Origin of the sequence: Haliea sp. (assembly GCF_040221975.1) — a bacterium.
In the GTDB taxonomy this organism is placed as follows: Bacteria; Pseudomonadota; Gammaproteobacteria; order Pseudomonadales; family Halieaceae; genus Haliea.
The window spans coordinates 90310-107527 of sequence record NZ_JAVJWR010000010.1 but is presented as its reverse complement, the minus strand read 5'-3'; the positions used below and the strand labels follow the sequence as shown (position 1 = coordinate 107527).

13 protein-coding genes are annotated in these 17218 nt (G+C 65.0%); 6 read left to right on the top strand and 7 right to left on the bottom strand.

Annotation, left to right across the window (positions count from 1 at the left end; translation table 11 throughout):
- Window positions 1-6 precede the first annotated feature (6 nt).
- Genes RLO07_RS03560 through RLO07_RS03545 form a run of 4 tightly spaced genes read left to right on the top strand, consistent with a single transcriptional unit; the run spans window position 7 to window position 7157 of the window.
- Complete coding sequence (locus tag RLO07_RS03560) at window positions 7-3747, top strand: hypothetical protein (protein WP_462290759.1); 3741 nt, start codon at window positions 7-9, stop codon at window positions 3745-3747.
- Entirely contained in the window at window positions 3729-5018 is a 1290-nt protein-coding gene (locus tag RLO07_RS03555) for a multiheme c-type cytochrome (protein ID WP_462290758.1), read from the top strand. Before RLO07_RS03560 ends, RLO07_RS03555 begins: the two co-directional genes overlap by 19 nt.
- Window positions 5015-6097 (top strand): PP2C family protein-serine/threonine phosphatase, encoded by a 1083-nt coding sequence (locus tag RLO07_RS03550; RefSeq protein ID WP_462290757.1) that lies wholly within the window; start codon window positions 5015-5017, stop codon window positions 6095-6097. The genes RLO07_RS03555 and RLO07_RS03550 overlap by 4 nt, the downstream gene beginning before the upstream one ends.
- Window positions 6098-6110: 13 nt before the next feature.
- A complete protein-coding gene (locus tag RLO07_RS03545; protein WP_462290756.1) occupies window positions 6111-7157 on the top strand; it encodes an FHA domain-containing protein in 1047 nt (348 codons plus the stop codon).
- A 39-nt stretch (window positions 7158-7196) separates the two neighbouring features.
- On the opposite strand, the gene RLO07_RS03540 is transcribed toward RLO07_RS03545, so the two are convergent.
- Both RLO07_RS03540 and ettA read right to left on the bottom strand, forming a co-directional pair.
- Window positions 7197-7559 carry a PilZ domain-containing protein gene (locus tag RLO07_RS03540; protein WP_462290755.1) on the bottom strand — a complete coding sequence of 121 codons (363 nt, stop codon included), beginning with the start codon at window positions 7557-7559 and terminating at the stop codon, window positions 7197-7199.
- 218 nt (window positions 7560-7777) lie between these two features.
- Window positions 7778-9445 (bottom strand): energy-dependent translational throttle protein EttA, encoded by a 1668-nt coding sequence (gene ettA, locus RLO07_RS03535; RefSeq protein WP_462290754.1) that lies wholly within the window; start codon window positions 9443-9445, stop codon window positions 7778-7780.
- A 377-nt stretch (window positions 9446-9822) separates the two neighbouring features.
- On the opposite strand from ettA, the gene RLO07_RS03530 reads away from it, so the two are divergent.
- The gene (locus RLO07_RS03530; protein WP_462290787.1) at window positions 9823-10065 is read left to right on the top strand and encodes a type II toxin-antitoxin system RelE/ParE family toxin; all 243 of its coding nucleotides are present in this window, start codon (window positions 9823-9825) and stop codon (window positions 10063-10065) included.
- A 95-nt stretch (window positions 10066-10160) separates the two neighbouring features.
- Here the strand turns inward: RLO07_RS03530 and RLO07_RS03525 are convergent, their stop codons facing one another.
- Genes RLO07_RS03525 through RLO07_RS03515 form a run of 3 tightly spaced genes read right to left on the bottom strand, consistent with a single transcriptional unit; the run spans window position 10161 to window position 13009 of the window.
- Entirely contained in the window at window positions 10161-11216 is a 1056-nt protein-coding gene (locus RLO07_RS03525) for a succinylglutamate desuccinylase/aspartoacylase family protein (RefSeq protein WP_462290753.1), read from the bottom strand.
- Between the two features lie 15 nt (window positions 11217-11231).
- Window positions 11232-11669: an ATP-dependent zinc protease family protein gene (locus RLO07_RS03520; RefSeq protein WP_462290752.1), complete on the bottom strand. Its 438-nt coding sequence runs from the start codon at window positions 11667-11669 to the stop codon at window positions 11232-11234.
- A complete protein-coding gene (locus RLO07_RS03515; protein ID WP_462290751.1) occupies window positions 11666-13009 on the bottom strand; it encodes a UDP-glucose dehydrogenase family protein in 1344 nt (447 codons plus the stop codon). Before RLO07_RS03515 ends, RLO07_RS03520 begins: the two co-directional genes overlap by 4 nt.
- 187 nt (window positions 13010-13196) lie before the next feature.
- Here RLO07_RS03515 and glyA point away from each other — a divergent pair, with 187 nt between their 5' ends.
- Window positions 13197-14459 (top strand): serine hydroxymethyltransferase, encoded by a 1263-nt coding sequence (glyA, locus tag RLO07_RS03510; RefSeq protein WP_462290750.1) that lies wholly within the window; start codon window positions 13197-13199, stop codon window positions 14457-14459.
- Window positions 14460-14582: 123 nt separating this feature from the next.
- Here glyA and RLO07_RS03505 read toward each other — a convergent pair whose 3' ends face one another.
- Together RLO07_RS03505 and RLO07_RS03500 are read right to left on the bottom strand one after the other, a co-directional pair.
- Window positions 14583-15029: an REP-associated tyrosine transposase gene (locus RLO07_RS03505; RefSeq protein ID WP_462290749.1), complete on the bottom strand. Its 447-nt coding sequence runs from the start codon at window positions 15027-15029 to the stop codon at window positions 14583-14585.
- A gap of 236 nt (window positions 15030-15265) precedes the next feature.
- Window positions 15266-17167, bottom strand: coding sequence for a gamma-glutamyltransferase family protein (locus tag RLO07_RS03500; RefSeq protein WP_462290748.1), 1902 nt, complete (start codon window positions 17165-17167; stop codon window positions 15266-15268).
- Between the last annotated feature and the right edge of the window lie 51 nt (window positions 17168-17218).

Below are 17218 nucleotides of genomic sequence, written 5' to 3'. Positions count from 1 at the left end.
GCCGTTATGAGCACATCTGATCACACTGGATCCATCGGCAACCCCATACGCTGCTGGACGGCGGGTCTGCTGGCAGCGCTGCTGGCGCTACCCGTGAGCCTGGCCCTGGGGGCGAGTGGCGAAGAGGCGGTGGAGCGCAACTATGTGACGGCGCCCAAGGCCCCGGCCAGCCAGAGCAATGAGCAGATGGAGGCGAAATCCGCGGGCTGCGTCACTTGCCATACCGAGACCGACGAAAAAACCATGCACGCGAACCCGGCGGTCAAGCTGGGCTGCACCGACTGCCACGGCGGTGATGCCGACGTGCGCCGCACCAGTGGCGACGGCGTTGAAGATCCGGCCTACCTGGCGGTCATGGAAAAAGCCCACGTGCTGCCGCGCTACCCGGAGTCCTGGCACTATCCCTCCAGCACCAACCCCGAGCGCACCTATACCCTGCTGAACCGGGAGAGCCCGGAGTTTACCCGCTTCATCAATCCCTCGGATTACCGCATTGCCCGCGAGGCCTGCGGCGCCTGCCACCTGCCGATCATCGAGGCGGCGGAGCGCAGCCTGATGGCGACCTCGGCCATGCTCTGGGGCGGCGCCGCCTACAACAATGGCATCCTGCCCTACAAGCGCTATATCCTCGGCGAGGCCTACACCCGCGAGGGCGAGCCGGCGATGATCCCCGGCCCGGTGCAACCCACCGCCGAAATGACCATGGCCAGCATTCTGCCAGCCCTGTACCCGTTGCCGGCTTGGGAGACCATCAAGCCCGGTGACATCTTCCGCGTGTTCGAGCGCGGCGGCCGCAACATCACCAACCTGTTCCCCGAGACAGGCCTGCCCAATGCCCTGGGCCAGCTGCAGCGGCTCGAGGAGCCCGGCCGGCCCGATTTCCGCCAGTCCAACCGCGGCCCCGGTACCGGCGCGCGGATTTCGGTGCCGGTCATCAACATCACCAAGACCCGCCTGAATGACCCCCACACCTGGTTCATGGGTACCAACGATCAGCCCGGGGATTACCGCCAGTCTGGCTGCGCGGCCTGCCACGTGATCTACGCCAACGACCGTGACCCGCGCCACTCGGGCCCGTACGCGCAGTATGGTCATACCGGCAAGTCGCAGACCGTGGACCCGACCATCTCCAAGGATCGCAAAGGGCACCCGCTGAAGCACGCCTTCACCCGCGCCATCCCCACCGCCCAGTGCATGTCCTGCCACATGCACCAGCCCAATATGTTCGTCAACAGCTTCCTCGGCTACACCATGTGGGACTACGAGTCCGACGCCCCGTCCATGTGGCCCGAGGAGCAGGTGTACCCAACCCACGAAGAGCAGGTCTCTGTGCTGGAGCGCAACCCCGAGGGTGCCGCGCCGCGGGGCAAGTGGGCGGACGTGGACTTCCTGGAAAAGGTGTCAGAACTCAACCCGACCCTGACCGATACCCAGTTTGCCGACTACCACGGCCATGGCTGGAACTTCCGCGCCGTATTCAAGCGTGATCGCACCGGCAACCTGCTGGATGCGGAGGGGGACGTGGTCGAGGACGACGATCCCGACAAGTTCAAGAAAGCCGTGCACATGTCCTCCATCCACCTGGACAAGGGCATGCACTGCGTGGACTGCCACTTTGCCCAGGACAACCACGGCAACGGCCACATCTACGGTGAAGTGGCCGCGGCGGTGGAGATCGACTGCAAGGACTGCCACGGCTCTGCCAGGGCCTATCCCAACCTGTTCACCTCCGGCCCCGCCGCCCTGGACGGCGGCACCGACCTCGGCGCCATCCGCAACCCGGACGGACGCCTGCGTTTTGAATGGAGCGGCAACACCCTGATCCAGCGCTCGGTGCTCGATCCCGACCTGGAGTGGGAGATGAGCCTGGTGAAGGATACGGTGGATCCGGCCCATACCGCCTACAACGAGAAGGCCGCCCGGGCCAAGCTCATGAGCAGGGACACGGCGGAGCAGGATTTCGGTCTGGACGTCGACAGCGACAACCTGGCCCACAGCAACGAGGACATGGAGTGCTATACCTGCCACACGTCCTGGACCACCAGCTGCGCCGGCTGTCACCTGCCCATCGAGGCCAACTACAAGACCGAGCGCAAGCACTACGAGGGCGGCTACTCGCGCAACTGGGCGACCTACAACCCGCAGGTGTCCAGGGACCAGATGTTCCTGCTGGGTCGCCGCGAGGCCGCCAAGGGCGGCAAGATCGCGCCGGTGCGTTCCACTTCCGCGCTGGTGCTGTCCTCCACCAACGCCAACCGCGAGAAGATCTACATCCAGCAGCCGCCCATTGCGGCCAGCGGTTTCAGCTCGCAGGCGTTCAATCCGCACTTCGCCCACACCGTGCGCAAGACCGAGACCAAGGACTGCGAAGACTGCCACCTGTCGAAGAACAATGACAACAACGCGATCATGGCGCAGCTGCTGATGTACGGCACCGGCTTTGTCAATCTGGTCGGTTACTACGCCTGGGTCGGCGGCGAAGAGCACGTCACCGGAGTGCAGGTAACCGAGTGGGATGAACCCCAGGCGGTCATCGGCTCCTACCTGCACCGCTACGCCTATCCGGACTGGTTTGCCGAGCATCAGGCCAACGACCGGCAACTGCTGCACGGCTACCCGCACAGCAGCGGGCCGGCGTCCTGTGTCCAGCATCGCGGCGAGTATCTGTTTGTCGCCGAGGGCGAAAAAGGGATGCACGTGTACGACATCGCCGGCATCGCCAACAAGGGTATTTCGCAGCGGGTCATCACCGCGCCCTTCAGCACCCTGGGCCACGACACCCGCATCCCCAGCAGCAATGCGACCTGTGTCGTGTTGCCGACCAACCAGCCCATCCACCCGGATCGCAACGAGGGTGAGCTGATGCGGGATATCAACCTGGAGCAGCCCTTTCATCCGATCTACAACTACGTGCTGATCACCGATGCGGAGGAGGGCCTGATACTCACCGACGTCAACACCCTCTCCGACGGTGAACCGCGCAACAACTTCCTGGAACGGGACCTCACCTGGAATGATAACGGCGTGCTCGACGGCGCCCGCCATATGGTGCTGGGGGGCTACTATGCCTACATCGTCGCCGATGCCGGCCTGGTGGTGCTGAACCTGAACCAGCCCCTGCAGCCGCGGCTGGTGGATATCGTCCCGCTGAACCGCGCCCACTCCGTGGCCCTGCAGTTCCGCTACCTGTTCGTCACCGATGCCGACGGCCTCAAGACCATCGACGTCACCAACCCCGAGGCGCCGGTACTGGTCGCAGACAACACCATTCCCCTGGGCCAGGCGCGGCGCCTGCATCTGGCGCGCACCTACGCCTATGTCGCAGCGGGTCGGGAGGGCATGGCCATTGTCGATATCACCCGGCCGGATAAGATGCGCCTGCTGCAGACCTTCAGTGAAGGCCTGGTCGACGCCCACGATGTGGCGGTCGGCGCCACCAACGCCTCCCTGTTTGCCTATGTCGCGGACGGTGCCGGCGGGCTCAAGGTTGTCCAGCTGTTCTCACCTTCCAGCCAGCCCAAGTTCTACGGTTTCTCGCCGGAGCCCGCGCCGCAGTTGATAGCCAGCTACCCCACCAGTTCCCCGGCGCTGTCCCTGAGCCGGGGCCTGGAGCGGGATCGTGGCGTGGACGAGACCGGAGGCCAGGTGGCGGTATTTGGCCGCATTGGCGCGCGTCCGTTCAACCTGGAAGAAATGCGCAAACTCTTCACTGACAAAGATGGCAAGCCATGGTTCGTAGAAAACTGACCGCACTGGCGCTGCTGCTGGGGATTGCCGCGGGCATCGCCCAGGCCCAGCCGTTGCCGGAGAAGGGAGCCGACATTCACGAGGGTGTGGCCAGCTGTGCCACCAGTGTCTGTCACGGCAAGGTGAGTGCCGATCCGGAGTCCAATGTCTGGCTCAATGAGTACCGGATCTGGCTGCGCCAGGATTATCACTCCCGTGCCTACCGCACCCTGCAGACGGCGCAGTCCGGGGCCATCGCCGACAAGCTTGGCCTGCCCAGCGCCCAGGGCGCGAAAATCTGCCTGGACTGCCACGCGGACAACGTGCCGGCGGAGGCCCGCGGTCGCCGCTTCCAGATTTCCGACGGCGTCGGCTGCGAAGCCTGCCACGGCGGCGGTGGGCGCTGGCTGGAGTCCCACGCGGAGGCCACCACCAGCCATGCCGATAACCTCGCGAAGGGCATGTACCCGACCGAGGATCCCATGGCCCGGGCGCGGCTGTGCCTGTCCTGCCACCTGGGCACGAAGGACAAGTTTGCCACCCATGAGATCATGGGCGCGGGTCACCCGCGACTGTCCTTTGAACTGGAAACTTTCACCGTCAACCAGCCTGCGCACTACGAGGCAGACGCCGACTATCGCGAGCGCAAGCCGTACATAGCGTCGGTCAACATGTGGCTGGCGGGGCTTGCGGTCACCGGCATGCACACGCTGGAACTGCTGCAGGAAGAGTGGTTCACACAGCAGAGCCTGGTGCCGGAGCTGTCGTTCTTCCAGTGCCATGCCTGCCATCACCCCATGGATGACCTGCGCTGGTCTTCGGAGCCCGACCGGCTGCCGCCGGGAGCAGTGCGCCTCAACGACGCCAGCCTGGTGCTGCTGTTGGCGGTGCTGGAGACCCTGTCCCCGGATGACGTCGCCGGCTTGCGCGCTGATCTCAACGCCCTGCACCAGGCCTCGCAGCAGTCGCGGGAGCGGGTGGTGAGCGCCGCCCGGGCCCTGCATGCACGTCTGGAGCCGCTGGTGGAGCGTCTCAGCAAGGGCAGCTACGGCCCCGAGCAACAACGGCAGCTGCGCCGGGAGCTACTGGCCCAGTCCGCCGCGGAGCGCTTCCGGCATTTCACCGCCGCCGAGCAGGCCTTCCTGGCGGTGGAGACCCTGTCCCTGTCGCTGGGTGATGCGGAGCGGTTGAAGTCGGGCCTCGATGCCCTGTATGGCTCTGTAGAGGATGAAAATCGCTTTGTGCCGCAGCAATTCGCAGTGCTGGCAAGGCAGCTGATGGGCGCCCTATGAAACAACAGTCCGACGCTCGCTGGCTGGCGTGCGGCGATACCGATGTCGGCCGGCGCGAGCACAACGAAGACGCTTTTTTTGTCGACGATGCGCTGGGCTTGATGGTCGTGGCCGATGGCGTCGGCGGCCATCAGGCCGGCGAGGTCGCCAGCCAGGTGACCTGTGAAGTACTGGCGCGGGACGTGCAGCGTATCGGCGATCTCGAGGGGGCCATTCGCAGCGCCAACCTGGAGGTGCGCGACGCGGTTGCCGCCGGTCGCGGCAAGGCGGGGATGGCCACCACCGTGGTCGCGGCCCAGTTTGACGGCTCGCGCTACGAGCTGGCCTGGGTGGGGGACAGCCGCGCCTATCTCTGGGATGGACAGCTGAAGCTGCTGACCCGCGATCACTCCTATGTGGAGTCACTGCTGGAAAAAGGGCAGATTACTTTTGCCGAAGCACGCAACCATCCGCGCAAGAATGTCATTGTGCAGGCAATCGGCCTGCAGGATGAAGACAAGCTGCGGGTGGGCCAGAACAGGGGTCAGCTCAAGGCCGGTGACACTCTGGTGCTTTGCAGCGACGGCCTCAGCGACGTTGTTGACTGTGACCGCCTGGCGGCAATCCTCGCCCGGCAGGAGCCCCTGGAGCAGCGCTGCCACGAACTGGTGCAGGCGGCGGTGCAGAATGGTGGCCGCGACAATGTCACCGTTGTTCTGGTGCAGTGGGCAGGCAGTGGCTCCCCGGTTGCATCCGGTACTGCAGCGGACGCTCCGCTGGAGCCGAACGTGGTCTGGCGGTATGATCCCGGCACCGGCGACTACCACGGCTTGCCGGAGCTGGTGCAGCCGGGCTTGCCGGTGGCGGATGATGCGGCTGCGGTCGCAGCGCCCGCACCGAGGCGGGCGCGCGTGGCCCCCAGGTCGCCCGAGACCACCCAGATGATGTCCGCGGATGAAATGGCCGGGCTGCGTCGGGTGGCGCTGGAACTGCCGGCGAAGCAGCGGCGCAGGCGCATCGTGAGACTGACACTGGTAGCCCTGCTGGCGCTGTCCGCGGCGGCGGCATGGTTTGTATTTGGCCCCACAGTTGGGGCATGAAGGAGCTAGAGGTATGACGGCTGAATTCAGCGCCACGCTGGTGGCGCAGGACGGCACGGAGCACGCCCTGAGCGGCGAGATGCGGGTCGGGCGCACTGACGATTGCGAGATTACCATTGCGGATCCGCGAGTCTCCCGCAACCACGCAGTGTTGCGTGTCGACGGCACCCGGGTGCTGCTGGAGGACATGGGGTCCGCCAATGGCACCCTGGTCAACGGGTTGCGTCTGGTCGGCACGGTGGAACTCAAGAACGGCGACGACGTCCAGTTTGACAAATACCGGTTTCGGCTCGCGGTGGTCGGGCCTGTGTCGGCGGACGTCGATAGCGATGCGACTGTGGTTGCCCCTCTCGGCGATGATGCCACGGTGGTGGCGCCGCTTGAGCCCGACGCCGCGCCGGCGCCAGCCCCCGAGCCGGCTCCCGCAGCTGCGGCCGGCCCCGCGCCTGCTGAGTCACCGCCCAGACCCGCGCCGGTCAGCCCCGACCTCCCCGGCAGCTGGACCGAAGGCGGTACCGGGGAGCACACCCAGTTCCTGTCCATGGATTCGGTGGAGCAGGCATCCGCGGCGGACGTGGGGCGCTCCTCTGATCTGCCGCATCTGATCGTCGTGCGCGATGGCGCCGCGGCAGATGTCATGGAGCTGGAGCCGGGCAGCAGTGGTGACCCGGATGTGTGGGAAATCGGCCGCGAGGACAGCTGCGAGATCATGCTGGACGAGCCCAGTGTCTCCGCCCGCCACGCCCAGCTGATCCACCAGGGTGGTCGCTGGCGCCTGGTCAACCTGGTGTCGGCCAACGGCATCTTCGTCAATGGGGAGAAGCGCCTGACCGCCTATCTCGGCGACGGCGACCAGATCCGCCTGGGCAACGTCAACCTGGTGTTTCGGGCCAGCGTCAATGCGCCCGTCTCCGCCAGTACTCCCGCCAGGGACGGCAAAAGCGCGGCGGGGGGTGCAAGGGCTGGTAGTGCAAAGGCGAGCGGTTCAAGGCTGCCGCTGCTGATTGCTGCAGTGGTGGTGATTGCAGCCGCTGCAGCAGCTGCGTTCTTGCTGCTGTAGTTTTTCCGCGCTGGCCGGGAGCGCGCTGCGCTCCCCTTGCTATTCCAGACGCTGCAGTTCCTCGTCGAGGATATCCGGGTTGTCCAGGTGGGCCTGCAACAGGGCCAGCAACGGCGCGATGTTCTCACGGTCCACATGTTCGACGGTAAACCCGAGGCGCATGTTGTCGACACTCTGCAGCCAGGCATGCAGTTCCAGCGGTTCCTTTGCGCCGGTGTCGATCAGCAGGGTAAAGGGCTCGTTGTACTGGGCATCCCAGACATCGGGTTGATCGGTGGCGGCGCCGCCCAGGGAAATTTCGACCAGGCGCTGGTGCCAGACACTGCCACCCTGCTGCACTTCCACCGGGAGGTCGATGCGGACATGGGTGAAATCCTGATGTTCGCTGCGCGATTCGGGCATGGGTCTACTCTTCCAGTTATTTGTAAATCGACATCATCATAGCGCTGCCCCGCCGCCAATTCCACGTAGGAGCCCGCTCTGCGGGCGATATTCTCTGCCCGCTGCGCGGCCATTCACCTTGTGGCCCAGGCCACCCTCTCTGGCCGCTGCGCGGCCATTCACCTTGTCTGCGGGCGCAAAGTCGATCGCGCGGAGACCGCGCTCCTACAGTATTGGCTTCAGGTCTTCAGCTTGCGGTACTTCACCCGGTGGGGCTGCGCCGCCGCCGCACCCAGGCGCGCCTTGCGGTCTTCCTCGTAGTCGCTGAAGTTGCCTTCGTGGAAGATTACGCTGCCATCGTCTTCATAGGCGAGAATGTGGGTGGCGATGCGGTCCAGGAACCAGCGGTCGTGGGAGATGACCATGGCGCTGCCCGGGAAGGTGAGCAGTGCTTCTTCCAGTGCGCGCAGGGTTTCCACGTCCAGGTCGTTGGTCGGCTCGTCCAGCAGCAGCACATTGGCGCCCTGCTGCAGCAGCTTGGCCAGGTGCAGACGGTTGCGCTCGCCGCCGGACAGGTCCTTGACGAACTTCTGCTGGTCCGAGCCCTTGAAGTTGAAGCGGCCCACATAGGAGCGCGAGTTCACCTCGTAGCTGCCGATACGCATGATATCGTGGCCGCCGGAGACTTCCTCCCAGACCGTCTTGCTGCCGTCGAGGTCGTCGCGGGACTGGTCGACGTAGCCCAGCTGCACGGTTTCACCGACCACCACCTCGCCGCCATCGGCCTGCTCTTTTCCCATCAGGATCTTGAACAGAGTCGACTTGCCCATGCCGTTGGCGCCGATGATGCCGACGATACTGCCCTTGGGCACGGTGAAGCTGACATTGTCAAACAGCAGCCGGTCGCCAAAGGTCTTCTTCAGATGGTGCACCTCGATGACCTTGTCCCCCAGTCGCGGTCCCGGCGGGATGTAGATTTCGTTGGTCTCGTTGCGGGACTGGAACTCCTGTGACTGCAACTCGTCAAAACGCTGCAGGCGGGCCTTGCTCTTGGCCTGGCGCCCCTTGGGATTGCTGCGCACCCACTCCAGCTCCGACTTGATCGCCTTCTGGTGCGAAGCCTCGGTGCGTTTTTCCTGCTCCAGGCGCGCTTCCTTGGCTTCCAGCCAGTCTGAGTAGTTGCCCTCGTAGGGGATGCCGCGGCCGCGATCCAGCTCCAGGATCCAGCCGGCGGCATTGTCGAGGAAGTACCGGTCGTGCGTGATCGCCACCACCGTACCCGGGAAATCGTGCAGGAACTTCTCCAGCCAGGCCACGCTCTCGGCATCCAGGTGGTTGGTGGGCTCGTCAAGCAGCAGCATGTCCGGCGCCGACAGCAGCAGGCGGCACAGCGCCACCCGGCGCAGCTCACCCCCCGACAGGGTGCTCACTTCCGCTTCCCAGGGCGGCAGCCGCAGTGCGTCCGCCGCCACCTCCAGCTTGTGCTCCAGGTTGTGCGCGTCCGTGGCCTGGATGATGTCCTCCAGTCGCGCCTGCTCCTTCGCCAGGGCGTCAAAGTCCGCATCGGGCTCGGCATAGGCGGCATAGACCTTGTCCAGCCCCGCCAGCGCGTCGATCGCGTCCTGCAGACCCTCCTCGACATTGCCGCGCACATCCTTGTCCGGATTCAGCTGCGGCTCCTGCGGCAGATAACCGATCTTGATCCCCGGCTGCGGCCGCGCCTCGCCGAGGATGTCGGTGTCTATCCCTGCCATGATCCGCAGCAGGGTGGACTTGCCCGAGCCGTTCAAACCCAGCACGCCGATCTTGGCGCCCGGGAAAAACGACAGGGAGATGTCTTCGAGGATTTTCTTCTTCGGCGGCACGACCTTGCCGACGCGATTCATGGTGTAGACGTACTGTGCCATCTGGGAATAGTGCCTGTGGTGGTGAAAATGTGGGCGGATTCTAGCAGGAATACGACGCGGCTTCAGCGGCTGCTGACCTCCGTTTAGTAGTTCAAGTTGTACTCCCGAGCCATGGCCGTTTTCGGACGGGAGCACCTTTCGGGTACCGGTGCCGCTCCCTGCAGCCCTCCCGGGACCCGCTCAAGCCACACCCGGTGAAGCGGGGTGGGCTCTCCATGGGCGCGTGTTCCTCGACGTCCTGTCTCGGACAGTCCCGGGAGGGCTGCAGGGACCGCCACCTCCGGGGGAATCGAAGGTCTTGTGGGTTTTGACACCTGATACGTTACAGGGTGCATTCAGGGCATGATTCGGAGCTTCAAACACAAGGGTTTGGCTAAATTTTTAAGACTGGCAGCACTGCAGGGATTCAGGCTGCTCATGCGAAGCGGCTTCGGCTTGTTGTTGGCAGGCTGAATGCGGCGGTAGACGTCAAAGACATGGACTTGCCGGGTCTTGTGCTGCACGAACTCTCTGGAAATCGCAACGGCATCTGGTCAGTGAGAGTCAGTGGTAACTGGCGCGTGACGTTCCGCTTTGAGGATGGAGATGCCGAGATCGTGAATTACGAGGATTATCATTGAGGTGCCGCCGATGTTGATGCACAGCCCCCGCGCCCAGATCGAAGTACTATCCACAGCCCCACCAGTGCTTCGACCGAAGCACTATCAACACCCCGTCAATCCGCAATCGGCGCCGAACTCAGATCATCCGGATCCAGCTCCGAGTCATCCGGCTCGTGCGCCTCGTGGAACTCGTCTACCTCCCAGTTCGCCTTCGACCCGATCTCCGCGATGTGGAACAGGGCGTCGCCCTCGTAGGCCAGCGGCAGGTTGGTGCGCCCGACCACGATGCCGTGGCTATCGGCGACCACGTCGGTTTCGCTGGTACCCATCGGGTCGGCGATGAAGGCGATGGTCTGACCCTTGTCCACTTCCGCCCCCAGCGGCACCAGTACCCGCAGGATGCCGCTCTCCGGGGCGCGGATCCAGTGAGTGCTGCGGCTGATGATGGGCGGCTTCACCCGGGCGCGGCTGCGGCGCAGCATGCCGATATGGCGCATGACGTTGAGCACGCCCTTGACCCCGGCGCGGATGTAGATCTCGTCGAACCGCAGGGCCTCGCAGGATTCGTACAGCAGCACCGGCACCCCGAGATCACCGGCGGCCTGGCGCAGGGAGCCGTCGCGGAGCTTGGCGTCGATGGCGATGGGGGCGCCGAAGGCCTCGGTCATGCCCAGTACCTGCGCGTCTTCCAGGTTGGCGCGGATCTGGGGGAAATTGCTGCGGTGGCGGGCGCCGGTGTGGAGGTCGATGCCGTGGCTGCACTTGACCACGACTTCCTGCAGGAATGTGTGCGCAATGCGCCCGGTGAGGGAGCCGCGGGTGGAACCGGGGAAGGAGCGGTTCAGGTCGCGGCCGTCGGGCAGGTAGCGGGTGTGGTTGATGAAACCGTAGATGTTGACGATGGGGATGGCGATCACGGTGCCGCGGATGCGCTCAAGGTGCGGGTCCTTGAGCAGGCGGCGGATGATCTCTACACCGTTGATCTCATCGCCGTGGATCGCCGCGCACACGAACAGGATTGGACCTGGGCGCTTGCCGCGCACGACCTGGAGGCTGATGGACAGGTTGTCATGGGTGTAGGTGGGGGCGACGGGGATGTCGATCACCTTGCGTTCGCCGGGCAGGATCTCCTGGCCGCCAATCACGAGCGTCTTGCCGTTAGCCGGCATTGGTGCCTCTCTCTGTCAGGGTGCTTTCTTGCCCAGCAGGTAGGAGCGTCCCGGGTCGACCAGGCAGCGGCCGCGCATGGCGGTGCGGCCCAGCAGCATCCGGAAGCGCATGGTTTCCCGGTCTGTGAGCGTCATTTCCGCCTCGAAGCTCTCTGAGCCGAGGCTGACGGTGGTGACGATAACATAGCGTGTCTCCCGGTGGCCGCCGGAATCGGTGACCTGGCGCTGGTCCAGCACCCTGGCCTCGCAGTCCACGGCCCGGGTGGTGTCCCCCTGGCGCGGGTGGATGCCGAAGCGGACCCAGCGCTCGCCATCGCGCTCGAAGGGCTCGACATAAAAGGCGTGCAGGGCGCTGGTGCGGGCGCCGGTGTCCACCTTGGCCTTGATCCGGTCAATGCCGAGATCGGGCAGGCCCAGCCACTCCCGCCAGCCCAGGGTTACCGCTGTACTCACGCCGCCGCCACCAGGGAGCGGCCGCGGCCGATACCGTAGTATTCGATGCCCAGTTCTTCCATCTGCGCCGGGTTGTAGAGGTTGCGACCGTCAAAAATCACCGGCTGGCTCAGTTCGCGCTTGAGCAGTTCGAAGTCCGGCGACCAGAAGGCCTTCCACTCGGTGCAGATGACCAGGGCGTCGGCGCCCTTGAGGGCGTCTTCCTTGTGCTCGCAGAGAACGAGGTCGTCGCGCTCGCCGTAGATCTCCCGGCAGGCGCCCATGGCCTGGGGATCAAAGGCCTGGACCTTGCCGCCGTAGGACCAGATCCCCTCCAGCAGATAGCGGCTGGGGGCCTCGCGCATGTCGTCGGTATTGGGCTTGAAGGAAAGACCCCAGACGGCGATGGTCTTGCCGGACAGGTCGGAGCCCAGTCGCGCCATGACCCGCTCCGCCAGCTTGTTTTTCTGCCGCTGGTTGGTGTCGTGCACCGAGGTAAGAATGTTGGCGCGATGGCCGTGCTGCTCGGCCAGGTGTTTCAGGGCCCGCACGTCCTTGGGGAAGCAGGAGCCGCCGTAGCCACAGCCGGGGTAGATGAAGTGGTAGCCGATGCGCGGGTCCGCGCCCATGCCGCGGCGCACCAGCTCGATGTCCGCGTTCACCGCCTCGGCGATGGTGGCCATTTCATTCATGAAACTGATCTTGGTGGCGAGCATGGCATTGGCTGCGAGCTTGGTCATCTCCGCGCTGCGCGGATCCATGTGCATGATCTTCTCGTGGTTGCGGTTGAACGCCTGGTACATGCGCCGGAGTTCTTCCAGTACTTTGCCGGATTCGGTGCCAATAATGATGCGGTCGGGGCTCTGGCAGTCCGCCACCGCGGAGCCCTCCTTGAGGAACTCGGGGTTGGAGGCCACTTCGATGGGAATGCTGCGGCCCTGTGACTCGAGCGCATCGACGATGTGCTGGCGCACCTTGTCGGCGGTGCCCACGGGCACTGTGGACTTGGTGATGACCACCTTGCGGCTGGTCATGTAGCGGGCGATCGACGTCGCCACCTGCAGCACATGGCTCATGTCGGCGGAACCATCGCTGCCCGCGGGGGTGCCGACGCAGATGAACAGGTAGTCGCTGGCCTGCACGGCTTCCTTGGCATCCGTGGTAAAGGACAGCAGGCCGCTGGCGATGCCGTTGCGGATCAGCTGGGACAGGCCGGGCTCGAAGAAGGGGACATCGCCGTCCCGCAGGCGGTCGACCCGGGCGGCGTCGATATCCATGCAGATGACCCGGTGGCCGACATCCGCGAAAATTGCAGCCTGTACCAGGCCCACGTAGCCGCTGCCGAAAATGCTGATATTCATGGGTTGTCAGGAGATCCTGTGTCGTTGTGGCAAGGTTAGGCCGACCACTGTATGTCATAAAGGTGACAGAAATAATACAGGATTGGGGCAGCGCTGGCCCGCTACTTATATGGCGAGGTGAATTTGGGTAAAATGCGCCGCTTTACCCACCCGGGCGTTCGCGCCCCCCGCCAGCCAGGGGACACCGATGTTTGACCAGAGCATGACCATTGCAGGTTTCGACGACGAGATCTTTGCCGCCATCAAGGAGGAAGAGCGTCGCCAGGAAGAGCACATTGAGCTTATCGCCTCGGAAAACTACGCCAGCCCCCGGGTCATGGAGGCCCAGGGTACGGTGCTCACCAACAAATACGCGGAAGGCTACCCCGGCAAGCGCTATTACGGGGGCTGTGAGTTTGTCGACAAGGCCGAGCAGCTGGCCATCGATCGTGCCAAGGCCTTGTTTGGCGCGGACTACGCCAACGTCCAGCCCCACTCCGGTTCCCAGGCCAACTCCGCGGTCTACCAGGCCCTGTGCAACGCTGGCGATACCGTGCTGGGCATGAGCCTGGCGGACGGCGGCCACCTGACCCACGGCGCCAAGCCGAACTTTTCCGGCAAGATGTACAACGCCGTCCAGTACGGCCTGAAGGGAGATACCGGCGAAGTCGACTACGATCAGGTGGAAGCGCTGGCGCTGGAGCACAAGCCGAAAATGATCGTGGCGGGCTTCTCCGCCTACTCACGGGTCATGGACTGGGCGCGTTTCCGCGAGATCGCCGACAAGGTGGGCGCCTATCTGCTGGTGGACATGGCCCACGTGGCCGGCCTGGTGGCGGCGGGGGTCTACCCCAACCCGGTGCCGCACGCCGATGTGGTGACATCCACTACCCACAAGACCCTTCGTGGCCCCCGTGGCGGCATTATCCTGGCCCGTGCCAATGAGGTGCTGGAGAAGAAGTTCCAGTCCGCCGTGTTCCCGGGCGGCCAGGGCGGCCCGCTGATGCACGTGATTGCGGCCAAGGCAATCAGCTTCAAGGAGGCCGCCAGCCCGGAGTTCGTCGCCTACCAGAAGCAGGTGGTGGCCAACGCCCGGGCCATGGCCAGGACCTTCATCGAGCGCGGCATCAATATTGTCTCCGGCGGCACCGACAACCACCTGATGCTGGTGGACCTGATCGGCAAGCCCTACACCGGCAAGGATGCGGACGAGGCCCTGGGCCTGGCCAACATCACCGTGAACAAGAACGCGGTCCCCAATGACCCGCGCTCGCCATTCATTACCTCCGGCCTGCGCGTCGGTACCCCGGCCATCACCACCCGCGGCTTCGGCGAGGCGGAAACCGTCGAGCTGGCGGGCTGGATGTGCGATGTGCTGGAGGCGCTGGAGCGAGGCAATGCCGATGCAGCCATCGCCGAGGTAAAGGGCAAGGTGCTGGATATCTGCGCACGGTTTCCGGTCTACCGCTGAGCTGATTCCTGTAGGAGCGCAGTCCCTGCGCGATCGCCCGCAGAGCGGGCTCCTACGGGTTCGGAGCAGGTGTAGGAGCGCAGTCCTTGCGCGATCGCCCGCAGAGCGGGCTCCTACGATGGTTCACAACCAAATGGAATCCCAGAAACTGTACTCAGCCGGCGAGCTTGCCAGCCCTGCCCGCAGGGGGTTGGCGATGATATAGCGCGCCAGCGCCCGCAGGCTTTCTTCACGTCGCACGGCGTGGTCGTGGAAACCGCGCTGCCACACCGGCCCAATGCCGGGGCGGCGTGCCCTCAGTTTCCGTGTTGTTGTCGCTTTTACGAAGCGTACTGTCGCCGACAGCTCCGCCCCCGCCTTCAGCTGTAACATCCAGTGCAAATGGTCCGGCATCACAACGAAGCAGAGTGTGGTGGCCGAGACCTCGGCTTCCCGCAGACTCTGAACCAACAGGCGCGCATTGTGGAAACTGGCAAACAGCGGTCGGCGTTGGGCGCATACGGTAGTTACGACGTAAATCAGATTCGCCCTGGAGTAACGCCCCTTGCGCAGGGCCTGCGATCTGGGCATGTTCGGGTGCCTCGGTTGGGGATGGAGGCTGATGATCACCCGGGTGTGGGTGTTGAAGCCACGTCAGAAGTGATCAATTTGATCGGGCACTGTGGGAGCAGCGCACTTTGTGCGTGATCGCCCGCGGACAAGGTGAATGGCCGCGGCAGCGGCCAGAGAGGGTGGCCTGGGCCACAAGGTGAATGGCCGCGGCAGCGGCCAGAGAGGGTGGCCTGGGCCAGCGGGCTCCTACACATTCACCAGGCGATGCCGTAGTCGTCGCCGTAATCCGATGCAGCCCCATGCAGGGTGCCGTGCTCGCGGTCAAACCAGATTGCGGTGGTCGGATTGTAGGTGCGCTCCACCACCTCGACCTCGTAGCCCATGCGCGACAGTTCGGCGCGGGTGAACGGAGATACCAGGGGCGTCACCTGCAGCCGGCCTGGCTGGGCCTGATGGGCACCGAAGGAGCTCTGCAACTGGTAGCTGAGGATGTTGTGGGCCTCCGCCGCCTGCTGCACGTTCATGTCGAACTCGACCATGTTGAGGAAAAACTGCAGCAGGTTCTGGTCCTGGGTGTCACCGCCCTGCACCGAAAAGGCCATTAGCGGTTTGCCGTCCTGCAATGCCATGCTCGGAGTCAGGGTCACCCGCGGCCGCTGCCCGGGCTGCACCACGTTGTAGGGGTTCAGCGCCTCCTCCAGCACAAAACTCTGCATGCGCTGGCTCAAGCCCACACCAGTATTGCCCGCGACAAAGGCGGGAATCCAGCCGCCCGACGGGGTCACGGAAATCACCCAGCCCTCGGCGTCCGCGGCCTGGATGGAGGTGGTGCCCGCCAGAAACGCCTCATCGGCGCTCATGGTGCTGGCCTGCTGGAAGCCCTCCGCACCCTCGGCCTCCGCGGCGGGCGGGATCGGGGTCCAGGCCTGGCGCAAGGCTTCGAAAGGGTTGTTGCCGCCCTGGAAAGGGTAGGGGTCGCCGGGCTTGAGGTCGGTTAGATTCTGGTCGGCGGGCATAAGCTGACGCCGCTGCTCGGCGTACTTTTTCGACAGCAGGCCTGCGACGGGCTCCTCAGGCGCGACGTAGGGGTCGCCGTAGTAGAAGTCGCGATCGGCGAAGGCCAGGTTCATGGCCTGGTACAGGGTGTGGATATAGCGGGTGCTGTTGTAGCCCATGGCCCTGAGGTCGAACCCTTCCAGCAGGTTCAGGGCCTGCAGCATGGCGGGCCCCTGGGTCCAGGTGGTGAGCTTGTAGACATCGATGCCGCGGTAGCTGACGCTCACCGGCTCCTCGATGATCACCTCCCAGTTGGCCAGGTCCCCGGCGGTAATCAGTCCGCCCTGTTCCCGGGTGGCGCGGACAATCTCGGCGGCGATGTCGCCGCGGTAGAAGCGGTCGTTGGCGGCCATGATCGCGGCCTTGCGGTCGCTGCCCGCGGCCAGCGCCTCGGCCTCGGTGGCCACCAGTTTTTCCAGGGTCGCGAGCAGGTCGGGCTGGCGGAAGATTTCCCCGGGCGCCGGCGCCGCGCGCTGTTCGGGAGTGTCGGCGTCGTAGTGGGGCAGGAACACCCGTCGCGAGTCCGGCCATTGCTGCAGGATGTCGCGGCGGCTCTCGATAAACCGGGCCTGGGTTTCCTCGATGGGGTAGCCCCGGGCCATTTCCATGGCCGGCGCCAGCACCTGCGCCAGGCTGAGGCGGCCGAATTCCGCCAGCATCACCATCAGCCCGCCCGGGGTGCCCGGGGTGACCGCGGCCAACGGCCCATACTCCGGCGGGTAGAGCATGCCCTGGTCGCGGAAGAATTCCGGGGTGGCGCCGGTGGGTGCCACCCCCAGCGCGTTGATGCCCTTGACCTTGCCGGTATGCGGGTTGTAGATCAGGGCCTGGGTTTCGCCGCCCCAGCCGAGTACGTCCCACATGGTCGAGGTCACTGCGAGCATGGCCGCCGCGGCGTCGATGGCATTGCCGCCCTGCTGGAACATCATCGCCCCGGCGGTGGCGCCCTGGGGCTTGCCGGTCACAGCGACCCAGTGTTTGCCCAGCAGCACCGGGCGCGCGGTTTTCTGCGCCAGGCTGGTGGCGGGGAGAGCGAGCGCGCAGATGACTGTGGCGAGCGTGGCCTGGCGGAGCAGGCGTGGAAGCGTGGGCTTGATCATGGTTGTCTCCTGATGGCAGGGGCAGAGCATAGCAAAGATGGAGGTTGGGGG